The sequence below is a fragment of the Micromonospora sp. KC606 genome (assembly GCF_004348675.1).
Classification (GTDB): Bacteria; Actinomycetota; Actinomycetes; order Mycobacteriales; family Micromonosporaceae; genus Micromonospora.
Genome location: NZ_SMKN01000181.1, coordinates 1 through 11,379, shown reverse-complemented (window position 1 = coordinate 11,379; position 11,379 = coordinate 1). Strand labels below are relative to the sequence as shown.

General features: G+C 70.6%; 8 protein-coding genes and 1 pseudogene. 1 reads left to right on the top strand and 8 read right to left on the bottom strand.

Features of this window, described 5'->3' with window-relative positions:
• Nucleotides 1–267 precede the first annotated feature (267 nt).
• Complete coding sequence (locus tag E1193_RS24820; protein ID WP_132185596.1) at nucleotides 268–2,646, bottom strand: immune inhibitor A domain-containing protein; 2,379 nt, start codon at nucleotides 2,644–2,646, stop codon at nucleotides 268–270.
• Between the two features lie 371 nt (nucleotides 2,647–3,017).
• Nucleotides 3,018–5,012 carry an acetate--CoA ligase gene (gene acs / locus E1193_RS24815; protein ID WP_132185595.1) on the bottom strand — a complete coding sequence of 665 codons (1,995 nt, stop codon included), beginning with the start codon at nucleotides 5,010–5,012 and terminating at the stop codon, nucleotides 3,018–3,020.
• 434 nt (nucleotides 5,013–5,446) lie between these two features.
• Here acs and E1193_RS24810 point away from each other — a divergent pair, with 434 nt between their 5' ends.
• Nucleotides 5,447–6,193 (top strand): oxidoreductase, encoded by a 747-nt coding sequence (locus tag E1193_RS24810; protein WP_132185594.1) that lies wholly within the window; start codon nucleotides 5,447–5,449, stop codon nucleotides 6,191–6,193.
• 135 nt (nucleotides 6,194–6,328) lie between these two features.
• Here E1193_RS24810 and E1193_RS24805 read toward each other — a convergent pair whose 3' ends face one another.
• The 6 genes and pseudogenes from E1193_RS24805 to E1193_RS24780 form a co-directional block, all read right to left on the bottom strand.
• A complete protein-coding gene (locus E1193_RS24805) occupies nucleotides 6,329–7,132 on the bottom strand; it encodes an HAD-IB family hydrolase (protein WP_132185593.1) in 804 nt (267 codons plus the stop codon).
• Nucleotides 7,133–7,484: 352 nt separating this feature from the next.
• Entirely contained in the window at nucleotides 7,485–8,756 is a 1,272-nt protein-coding gene (locus E1193_RS24800; protein WP_243707872.1) for a site-specific integrase, read from the bottom strand.
• Nucleotides 8,756–9,031 carry a helix-turn-helix domain-containing protein gene (locus E1193_RS24795; RefSeq protein ID WP_132185592.1) on the bottom strand — a complete coding sequence of 92 codons (276 nt, stop codon included), beginning with the start codon at nucleotides 9,029–9,031 and terminating at the stop codon, nucleotides 8,756–8,758. Before E1193_RS24795 ends, E1193_RS24800 begins: the two co-directional genes overlap by 1 nt.
• A complete protein-coding gene (locus tag E1193_RS24790; protein ID WP_132185591.1) occupies nucleotides 9,028–10,848 on the bottom strand; it encodes a replication initiator in 1,821 nt (606 codons plus the stop codon). Before E1193_RS24790 ends, E1193_RS24795 begins: the two co-directional genes overlap by 4 nt.
• On the bottom strand, nucleotides 10,848–11,117 hold the full coding sequence (locus tag E1193_RS24785; protein WP_132185590.1) for a hypothetical protein: 270 nt from the start codon (nucleotides 11,115–11,117) through the stop codon (nucleotides 10,848–10,850). The genes E1193_RS24790 and E1193_RS24785 overlap by 1 nt, the downstream gene beginning before the upstream one ends.
• Nucleotides 11,114–11,379, bottom strand: a pseudogene (locus tag E1193_RS24780) (hypothetical protein); the annotation flags it as partial. The gene E1193_RS24785 and the pseudogene E1193_RS24780, both read right to left, overlap by 4 nt.

Here is an 11,379-nt window from a genome sequence, read left to right as displayed (position 1 = left end):
GCCGGGGGTCGCGCCGGATGAGGCTGGCGACGTCGGTTCGGTCGCGGGAGTCTCCTGGGACATGCGCTCTCCGTTCCCGGCACACCCGGTGAGGGGCACGAGCAGCGCCATTGTGAGGACGGCGGGCAGGTTGACGCTACGTGGTGCCACGCCGGTCGGACGCTCCCTCGCCCCCACCGGTTCCACTCCGGGCGCGCCGACCGGCGGAGCGGGCGATGCCCGGGCAGGTGACCCTGCCCGGGCATCGGTGGTGCGCTGATCAGCGGATCAGGAGAAGCGGACCTTCACCGAGGTGCCGTTCTGCTCCAGCACCTTGATCTTGGTGCCGGTGGCGGGGAGCTTGACGCCGTGGTTCGGCAACTCCTCGTACCAGTACTTCTGGGTGTCGTCGAACAGCGGCTGCGCGGCCTGGCCACGGACGTACTGCGGCTGGCTGTTGAGGTGCAGCGTGAACGAGTCGGCCTTCTTCAGGCTGAACGGCGCGTCGTAGACCTGGACCCGGGCCCGCCACGGGTTGCCGGTCAGGTTGTAGAGCGGCCGCGGGCGCGAGTCGATGATCAGGTTGCGGCCCTCACCCGGGTGTTCGAAGGTGTCGTTGTCCGCCCACCGGAGGTTCCAGTAGGAGATCAGCAGACCCTCCTGGTACGCGTAGTGGTCCACGTAGTCGGGTCGGGTGTTCGCGTAGCCGAAGAAGTACGGGCCGGTCTTCAGGTACTGGTCGTACGAGACGTACGACCGGTTGCCGGCGATGTAGTAGTTGGCGAACGTGCGGGTGTAGGTCTCGGCGACGATGCTCCAACCGCCGAGGGTCCACCCGTTGGCGCCGGCCTCGGCGCCGTCGCTGAGCAGGGTCTGCCCGTCGGCGGTCACGGTGATCGCGTCACCGAAGAAGCCGCCGGAGGAGACACCACCGTCGGTCTGGTAGCGGAGCCGGAACTGCGCGACCTTGCCGGCGAGCCCGTCCATCGGGATGCTGACGTCGACCCACTTGTCGTCGCTGGAGCCGTCCAGGGCGAAGCGCCCCGCGGAGATCTCCTTGAGGGCCTTGCCGTTGGCCGTGCCCGGCAGGGTCGACCAGGTCTTGCCACCGTCGGTGGACGCCTCGAAGAAGAGATAGTCGTAGTCTTCCTCGATGTTGTAGCGGCCCTTCATCGACAGCGCGGCGCTGCTCTTCCCGGTGAGGTCGATGGTCCGCGTCATCGTGTTGTTCAGGTCGTCCTCGTTACCGGAGAAGAACTGCTGCGTGCCCTCGAACGGCTTGCCGTTGTCGAAGCTGTACTCCCGCTCCGGCAGCACCACCACGGCGGCCTGGGGCTTCTCGGAGTTGTACTCCTGCGGGCCCAGCTCCAGGGTGCGCTTCTGGCCGGCCACGATGACCTCGTAGTCGAGCCAGCCGAGCTGGAGCTTGTTCCAGGCGCCGAAGTCGCCGCCCCGCTCGCCGATGCCGCCGTCGTTCTTGGCGCCGAGCCGGCTCTGGGCCATCAGGGTCCAGTGCTCGTTGTTGTTGTCCCCACCATTGGTGACGTTGTAGTCGTCCGGCAGACCGAGGTCGTGGCCGTACTCGTGGTAGAAGACGCTGCGACCGCCGTTCTCCGGCTGGATGGTGTAGTCACCGATCCAGACGCCGGTGTTGCCGATCTGGGTGCCGCCGGCCGGGAAGTTGACCGGGCCGGTGCTGCCCTGGTCGGAGGCGAAGGCGTACCACCGGTGGCTCCAGATGGCGTCCTCACCCTGGTGCGGGTCACCGTCGGCCTCGTCGCCGCCGGAGTGGACGATCTGGAAGTGGTCGATGTAGCCGTCGGGCTCGTTGAAGTCGCCGTCGGCGTCGTGGTCGTACCGGTCCCACTGGTCCATCGCCTTGACGTCGGCGGCGATCGCCTGGTCGGAGCGTCCCTGCGCCTTCTGGGCGGCGACCCACTGGTTGGCGGCGTCCCGCACCAGGGCCCAGGTGTTGGTGCAGACGTTCGAGTCGCAGGGGTAGCCGCCCGAGCGGCCGTACCGTGCCTCGTTGTACCTGACCTTGACCCAGTCGGTGACCGTGCCGTCGACGCTGTAGCGGCCCGAGGACTGCGCCTCGTAGTACTGCTTCAGCGACTCGTCGCCCTGACCCGTTCCGAAGTAGAGCTTGCGGAAGTAGTCGGCGCTGTAGTCCTCCTGCCAGACGGTGGAGTTGTCCACCGCCCGGTTGGGCTTGGGGATCTCGTTGTGCAGGGGACCGTCGAACCGGGTCGGGCCCGGGGTCTCCGGGTCGGTGTCCTGGTCCGGGAAGTTCGGGTGCCGCTCGTTGCCGAACTCCGCGAGGATCACGAAGATCCGGTCGGTCTTCTCGCGGGACAGCTCGACGTACTGGTCCTGGGTCGGGGTGCTGGCCCCGAACGTCCGGGCGCTGCGACCCTCGGCCTGGGTCTTGCCGACCTTGACGACCGTGCTGCCGTTGATCCTCTGCGCCTTGGCCTTGCCCGAGAGGACCTTGCTCAGGCCCTCCTGGCGCAGCGCCCGCCGCTTGGTTTCCAGCGGGTTGGGCAGATCGTGGTCGAGTTGGGCGAGGTCGGGGTTCTGGGCCGCCGGCTTCGGCGTCGGCGCGGCGTTGGCCGACGGACTGGTCAACAGCACTGTCGCCGTCAGCGAAAGCCCGAGCACACCCACTGCGACTTTGCGCACGTGGTACCTCCGGTGTAAAGGGATCCGGCCCAACGGGGGTAGGGGCCGGTAGACGCGCCCGACTGGGTAGACCAGTGGGACTCTTGGTGAAGATAGACATCGGCCGCAGCGCTGGGAAGACGCCCCCGTCAATTTGTTGCAACTTCTTGATGAGAACGCTTTTCACTGTCACAACCCTGCGCCTCGCCACCCTCTCTGAGCAGGTCGGATTCGAGTCACGGCAACAGAAGTGACAAACTTCGATCTATTTGCGAGTGTTCCACGTAATCGTTACCTCGATCGGCTTCCGTACCCGGAAAGACGACGGTGGGTGGCGGTCCGCGCGGACCGCCACCCACCGAGGGGTGCGCCTGGCGTCAGTCCTCGTCGGACTTGCCGCCGCTCATCCCCGAGGAGATGAGCTCCATCACCGAGGAGTCCTGCAGCGTGGTCACGTCACCGAGTGACCGGTTCTCCGCCACGTCCCGCAGCAGCCGGCGCATGATCTTGCCGGAGCGGGTCTTCGGCAGCTCCGGCACCAGCATGATCTGCCGAGGCTTGGCGATCGGACCGAGCGTCTTCGCCACGTGGTTGCGAAGCTCCGCGATCAACTGCTCGCCCGCCGCGCCCGAGGTGTCGGTGGTGCCGCGCGGGATGGCGAAGGCGACGATCGCCTGACCGGTGGTCGGGTCGGTCGCGCCCACCACCGCCGCCTCGGCCACCGCCGGGTGCGACACCAGCGCCGACTCCACCTCCGTGGTGGAGATGTTGTGCCCCGACACCAGCATCACGTCATCGACCCGGCCGAGCAGCCAGATGTGCCCGTCGTCGTCCTTCTTCGCCCCGTCCCCGGCGAAGTAGATCCAGCCGCCCTCGCCGCCGGAGCCGGCACCCGCGCCGAACCGGGACCAGTACGTGTCGAGGAACCGGCTGTCGTCGCCCCAGATGGTCCGCAGCATCGACGGCCAGGGCTCCCGCAGCACCAGGTAGCCACCGCCGCCGTTCGGCACCGACTGGCCCTGGTCGTCCACCACGTCCGCGCTGATCCCGGGCAGCGCGGTCATCGCCGAACCGGGCTTGGCGGCGGTCACCCCGGGCAGCGGGGAGATCATGACGGCGCCGGTCTCCGTCTGCCACCAGGTGTCCACGACCGGCAGCTCACCCCGGCCGACGTGCTGCCTGTACCACATCCACGCCTCCGGGTTGATCGGCTCGCCGACGCTGCCCAGCAGACGCAGCGACGTCAGGTCGTACCCGGCGGGGATGTCCTCGCCCCACTTCATCATGGTGCGGATCAGCGTCGGCGCGGTGTACAGGATGGTGACCTTGTACTTGTCGACGATCTCCCAGAACCGACCCTTGTGCGGGGTGTCCGGGGTGCCCTCGTACATCACCTGGGTGACCCCGTTGGAGAGCGGACCGTACACGATGTACGAGTGTCCGGTGACCCAGCCGATGTCGGCGGTGCACCAGTAGACGTCGCTCTCCGGCTTCAGGTCGAAGACCGCGTGCGCCGTCCAGGACGCCTGGGTGAGGTAACCGCCGGTGGTGTGCAGGATGCCCTTCGGTCGGGCCGTGGTGCCGCTGGTGTACAGGATGAACAACGGGTGCTCGGCGTCGAACGCCTCGGCGGTGTGCTCCGGCGAGGCGGCCTCCACCGTCTCGTGCCACCAGCGGTCCTTGGCCGACCAGGCGACCTCCTCGCCGGTGCGGCGGACCACCAGCACATACTCCACCGACGGGCACTTCGCCACCGCCTCGTCCACGGTCGGCTTCAACGCCGACGGCTTGCCCCGGCGGTAGCCGCCGTCCGCGGTGATCACCACCTTGGCGGTGGCGTCCTGGATCCGGTTGGTCAGCGCGTCGGCGGAGAAGCCGCCGAAGACCACGCTGTGGGTCGCGCCGATCCGGGCGCAGGCCAACATCGCCACGGCCGCCTCGGGAATCATCGGCATGTAGATCGCCACCCGGTCGCCGGCGGCCACCCCCAGCTCGGTCAGCGCGTTCGCCGCCTGGCAGGTCATCCGGTGCAGGTCGGCGTAGGTGAGGGTGCGGGTGTCTCCCGGCTCGCCCTCCCAGTGGATCGCCACCTGGTCACCCCGGCCAGCCTCCACGTGCCGGTCCAGGCAGTTGTACGCCACATTGAGCCGACCACCGACGAACCACTTCGCGAAGGGCGGGTGCGACCAGTCAAGCGTCTGCTCCCACGGCTGCGCCCAGGCCAGCCGCCCGGCCTGCTTCTCCCAGAAGGCGAGCCGGTCCGCAGCGGCCTCCGCGTACGCGTCGGCGGTGACGTTGGCCTCCGCGGCGAGTGCGGCCGGCGGCGGAAACTGGCGCGTCTCGTTCAGCAGGTTGGCCAATGCCTCACTCATGCGGTGACTCCTTCGTCCTGTGACCTGCGTCTCCTACCTGGCTGAGGCTAGTCGCGGGGCTCGACGCCCGCGACCGCCTGCCCGCCGTCCGCGCCCAGCGGCCCGCGCCACGCGCCCGGCGGGCGACGCCCACCGCCGAGCGTCCCCCACCCGGCGTCGCCGCCCAGGGTGCGTAGTCGGTCGGGCTGCGTCTTCGGTCGGCCGCGTTGTCGGTCGGGCCTTTGTCGGTCGGGCCGCGTTGTCGGTCGGGCTGCGTCGTCCGTCGGGTGCGGCAAGCGGCGGTGTCCTGGGCAGGGGGTTGCCCCGACCTGCCGCATTCCGTGAGCGGGGTCGGGCCGCCCCGGCGCCCCGGGCGATGGCGCGACGGGGTGGTGCCGGTCGCGTTGCCAGCGGGTGCCGCCCGGGTGGGCCGTCCGGGTCGCTAGCGTGACGGGGTGACCACGGATCCGCTCGCCCCGCTACTCGCGCTCGCCGACATCGCCCCCGCCGTCGAACGGGCCCGCGAGCGGGTCGACGAGGCGATGCGGCACCGCGCGTTGCGCCGAAACGGCGGCCAGGTGGCGGCCGAGGCCAGCCTCCGGTCCGCGGTGGCCAGCGCAGCCCTGGAGGGGTACGCCCACGAGCGTGAGGAGGTCCGAGCCGGCACGGTCACCGAGCCGGTGCTGCAGGGCGCGCTGCGGGTCGCCGGGGCGCTGCCCGGCCTGATCGAGCGGTGGCCGAAGGCGCCCCGACAGGCCCTGGCGAAGCTGCACGTGCTCGCCGCCCGCGAGGTGGTGGCCGAGGCCGAGCTGGGTCGGCCGGTGACCGACCCGGTGGTGGCCGCACGGCTGGACGGGCTGGCCGGGCTGGTCGCGGGAGGGACGAAGGTCCCGCCGCTGGTCCTGGCGGCCGTCGTGCACGGCGAACTGCTCAACCTGCGCCCGTTCGCCGGGCCCTCCGGCGTGGTGGCCCGCGCCGCCGCCCGGCTGGTGCTGATGTCCCGCGGCTTCGACCCGCGCGGGCTGGTCGCCGTCGACGTGGGCCACCGTGAGCGCGAGCCGGAGTACGTGGGTGCGGCGGGGGCGTTCGCCACCGGCACCCCGGACGGGTTGCGCTCCTGGCTCAAGCACTACATGGCGGCCGTCGAGGTTGGCGCCGACCAGCTCACCGTGATCGGCGACGAGGTGCTCGCCGCCTCCTGAGGGCGAGCCGACCGCGGCGTACCGCCCGCTGACCGGGCCTGGCGGGACCATGACAGGGCCGGGGTGACGCGCGCCGGCGGTCAGGCGGCCCGAGGCCCGGTCGGGGTGGTGAGGTGGCGTTGCGGTCGACGGCTGTCAGGCGAGTTGGGTGGAACGGGTCCGGCGGTGTCGGCCGTACCAGGCGATGCCGATCGCCACCCCGACGCCCACCCCGAGCGCCGCCGCGGCGACCGGCACGGCCGGACGCTCCCGCAGCCGGCGACCGACCGGAATCGGGTGCCGGAACTCCAGCACCGGCCAGGCGTTCTCCGCGGCCAGCCTGCGCAGGGCCCGGTCCGGGTTGACCACCGTGGGATGGCCGACGCACTCCAGCAGCGGTCGGTCGCTGTACGAGTCCGAGTAGGCGAAGCAGTCGGCGAGGTCGTACCCACGGGCGGCGGACAGTTCACTCACCGCCTCGACCTTGCTCGGCCCGGCGGCGTAGAACTCCACCGCACCGCTGTACCGGCCGTCCTCGACCGCCATCCGGGTGGCGATCACGTCGGTCACGCCGAGCAGTGCACCGATCGGCCGGACCATCTCCTCGCCGGAGGCGGAGACCAGAACGACGTCCCGGCCGGCGGCCTGGTGCTCCTCGATGAGAGCAGCGGCCTCGGCGTACACGTAGGGGTTGATCAGCTCGTGGAGCGTCTCCGCGACGATTTGGCGGACCTGGTCCACCGGCCAGCCCTTGCAGAGCGTGGCCAGGTAGTCCCGGGTTCGGGCCATGGTCTGCTCGTCGGTGCCGCCCAGCCGGAACATCAGCTGCGCGTACGCCGACTTGACCACGTCCCGCCGGGTGATCAGACCGTCCCGGTAGAACGGCCGACCGAACGCCAGGGCGCTTGACTTGGCGATGACGGTTTTGTCCAGATCGAAGAAAGCGGCACTTCGGCCCACGGCGCGAAAGTCTAGTCCCATGGTTTATCGTCGGCGGGTGCCTGGGGCTCACGGCCGCTCCGACCTGGCCCCTGAGGTGCGGCCACCCATGCCCTGAGTGACGGTGATCACACTCGCTGGTTACATTTTCGCGATCAGTGGGGTCGACACCACTCGACGTGAACAGCGCGCTCGGGCATGCTTGTCATCACGACGAGTGCTCATATCTCGGACAGTTGCAGGCCCTCGGCGGTTGCACCCCCCGTAACCGCTGAGCGGTTCGGCTCAACCCCCCCGGAGCCGAACCTCCCGACGACCCCCGTCTCCCCCCGACGGGGGTCGTCCCTTTTCCATGGGAGCGCGCGACCGCAGGTCATAGGTCGTCTTCCTCTCCGTCGAGGTCGTCCGGAGACGGCGTTTCCCCGGCCGGAGGCAGCAGGGAGGCAGCAGAGCCGTCGAACGCCTCCAGGACGCGCGCCGCGTAGTCGTCCGGGGTGTGGGTGTACCGGTTGAGCGTCGTCGACGCCTGCTCGTGGCCCATGACCCGCTGCACCAGGTTGATCGGGACACCGTCGGTGACCAGCCAGGTGGCGTAGGCGTGCCGCAGGTCGTGGAACCGCATTCCGCCGGCGGCCCTGGCCGCAACGCAGGCGACGGCTTCCCGCTCCGTGGTGAACTCGGCCGACCACTCGACGCCGTCCTGGTCAGGCCAGACCGCGCGGTACTGGTGCGGGCCGGTTTTGACGACCTGGCCGAGCAGGCCGGCGCGGACCAGCGAGGGGAGCCACACTCGGCGGCGGAAGTTCGACCGGCGCAGTGGGCGGCCCACCCGGTCGCGAAAGACCAACGTGCGTGGGTCCGGGTTGTCGGCGGCGGCGTGCAGCTCGCGGAGCGCGGCCAGGAGGAAGCCGGGCAGCGGAACGGTCCGGACCCCGGCGCGACTCTTCGGGTACGGGCGCAGCACGATTCCGCCGTGGGTCTCCTCGGCCACCTGGACCACCCGCAGGGATGCCCGGTCGAGGTCGACTGACGACCACGTCAAGCCGGCGCACTCACCCCAGCGCAGGCCAGCCCCGGCGGCGGTGGAGACGATCGCCCGGTGTCGGGGCGGCACGGCGGGCAGCAGCCGACCGAGGAAGTCTTCCCGGCTGATCGTGACCGGCTTGACGTCGCGGGACCGGTCACGCGGCAGCTTCACCCCCTCGGCCGGGTTGGTGACGATCAGCCGCGCCTGAACCGCCGTCCGGAGGATCATCGAGAGGAGCTGGTAGCACTTGGCCACTGTGGAGGGGGCGAGGTCCCGACCAAGGCCCGTCACCCACTCCTGCACCGACATGAAGTCGACCTTCCCGAGCGGCCAATCACCCCACTTTGGCAGGACGTGCGTGCGGAGCATGGAAACAGTGCGCTCGGTGGTGCGCGCCTCGACGACCCGGGTGGCGAGCCACTGCTGAGCGAAGTCGCCGAAGCGAAGACGGCCGGCATGCGGGTTGACGTAGGTGCCCCGGTTCAGGCTCCCCTCGACCTCGGTCAGGTAGGCGCTGGCCTCCCGCTTTGTGCGGAAGCTCTTGGACTTCTGCCCGCCGGCAGGATCACGCCAGCAGGCGCGGTAGGTGCCGGCCGGAGTCTTGCGGACGAAGCCCATCAGCGCCTTTGCCCGTGCTCGGTGCCGGTGGCGGCGGCCGTTTCCTCGGTGACGCCGTCAAGCCAGGTGTGGAACCGGGTGCGGGGGATGAGCCAGCGACCACCCAGGCGGGTCGCTGGAATCGTGCCGTCCCGGACAAGGGCGTACGTGCTACCCAGCGAGATACCGAGCAGCTTGGCGACCTCGCGCACGGTGTAGGTGACTGGCCCGACGACGGTCGCCCCGGTGCGAGGAACGAGCCGGACGACGGGACTCGGGCGGGCGGTGGTGCTCATGACGGATGACCTCCCCAGGTCTGTCGGAATCGGGCAGCAGCCGGCGCGATGCCGGCCGGGGCAGTGCCGAACTCGTGGGCCATTTCTTCGCGGCCGGTAGCTGCTCGCTCGCGGGCCATGGCGGCGGCGGTGTTGGCGAGCAGGGCGTCTCCGGTGGTGTGCCAGCCGACTCCGGCGAAGGTGAGGGTGCCGACGATGAGCGTGGTCTCCCCGTGGTGCTCGTCGACGAGCTGCCCGCCGGCGGCTGGGTGCTCGTGGGCCTGGTCTTCGTGCCGGCGGTAGCTGACGCGGGTGTTCCGCAGGAGTTGGAACGTCACGGAGTAGCGGCGGCCCTTGGTGAGGAAGTGGCCGCCGTAGCCGAGCATGTGCGCCCATCGGCGCAGCCGTGCGTACGGGTTGGTCGTCGCGGGTTTCGTCGGTTCGCTGTCAAGGCTGGCTTGACGCTGGGCCGTGCAGGTGGGGCAGGCGGCGTAGCGGGTGTGGGTGCCGCAGTCGGGGCACGCCCACGGCTGGACGAAGCCGGGTCGGGGCCGAGGGTCGCGGGGTCGCTGCGAGAGCGGGACCGGGGTGCCGGTGGGTCGGCCGATGCGCCAGCAGGCGTCGATGAGGCGGGCGGTGTGGTCGCCGTCGGGGTCGGCGTAGTCCCCGATGGTGTCTGCGGTGAGGCGGGTGGAGGTGTGCCCGGTGGCCTCGGTGCTTTTGGTGGCGTACTTGGCGAGGTAGCCGGCGACCATGCCGTCGGTGACCTCGCCCGTGCCGTCGGTGGCGATCGGCTCCAGGTCGACCTGCTCGCCCCAAGCGACCGGCCAGCCGTCGGGCCGGTCGGGGTGTGGCGGGGTGTGGAAGGCGATCTGCGTAGCGGCGTGGCGGAGCGCGTCGACGAGGTCGGCGAGGGTGAAGCCGGCCGGTGGGGGGACGACGGCGTCGGGGTCCAGGACGTCGACGCCGTCGAGTCGGGCGATGGCGTGGAAGTGGACCGCCCCTCGTGCCTGAAGTTCGGCGACCTTCCCAGGTGACAGCCGGACCGGCGGCACCTTCCGCGTCTTGCCCGAAGCGGTGACGATCTCGACGCGGGGGATGCCGCGGCGGCGGGCAAGCTTCGCCAGGTAGCGTTCAGCGGCTTGTTTGGTGCGGTGCCACAGCTCCCCGGCGAAGAGGTTCCAGACGACTTGGTGGTCGTGGTCGTAGCAGTCCAGGCACAACGGTCGACCCAACACCGCGTCCCCGGCCTCGTGCCTGGCCCAGCAGACGGCCGGACGACCGTGCGGGCAGAGGGCGGCGTCGCGGCGGGCGTGGCAGGGTTCGGCGCGGCAGTCGCAGCGCTTCCGGTTGGCGCAGGTGTGCTTGCGGACGACCCGGGCGTGGACGGTGCCGAACGACGGGGCGGTGAAGGTGGCGAAAACGGCCGGGTGCTGGGCGACGGTGTCGGGGATGCCCTTGCCGCCGACGAGGCCGGCGCGTAGGAGCTGGAACGCATCACGCTGGTAGGTCTGCGCGCACGAGGGACAGACCGTGGCGCGGCGGTTGCCGCAGGCGGTGTAGATGGCGGCGTCGGGCATGGCGTCGGTGTGCCGCTGCTCCACCACGCGGCCCGTTGACGAGTTGACGGTGAGGATCTGTCCGGCGAGGCGGATGGGGCGGGTGCAGCCGGCGGCGGCGCGGATGTGTTCGATCCAGCCGAAGTAGTCCGGGTGGGTGGTGCGTTCGAACGCGGACCCGGCGGCGGTGTAGCTGTAGACGGGCGGGATGGTGTCGGCGTTCGAGCCCACCCCCCGGGCCATGGTGGTCCGGGGGGTGGGGTCCAGCGTCGAGGCCATCAGGCCGCAACCTCAGTGTCGAGGGTGCGGGTGGTGATGGTGCGTTCGACAACGATGGTCCGGCAGGCGCCGCACTGGCGTTTGGCCGGCTCGTGCCGAGAGCAGGGGATTGTGGTGGTCACCTGGCCGCAGCGGATGGTGACCGGTGCTCGGCAGGGTCCGCCGGGGATGACGTCGACGAGCGTCCGGCGGGTGTCGTAGGGGTGCGACTCCGGTTCGGCGGGGCAGGTGTGCAGGATGTGCACGACGTCGACGGTGTGGATGGTCATCGGGCAGCACCGGCCAGGACGTTGTGTCCGTTGATCGGGGTCGGGTTGAGAGCGGTCAGGAGGCCGCTGGCGGTGGCCGGGGTGACGTCGAGCCGGTCGGCCAGTTCGACCGGGGTGATGGGTTGGCCGGTGGATTGTTCGTGCTGCACGGCGGCGAAGCGGGCCATGGGCAGCAGGTGGGAAGGGATGGGGGCCGGCTCCGTGTCCGGGGTGATGGGTTCCGGCTCGACAGCCGGCGGGGTGGCCGGGGTCGGTTCGGGGG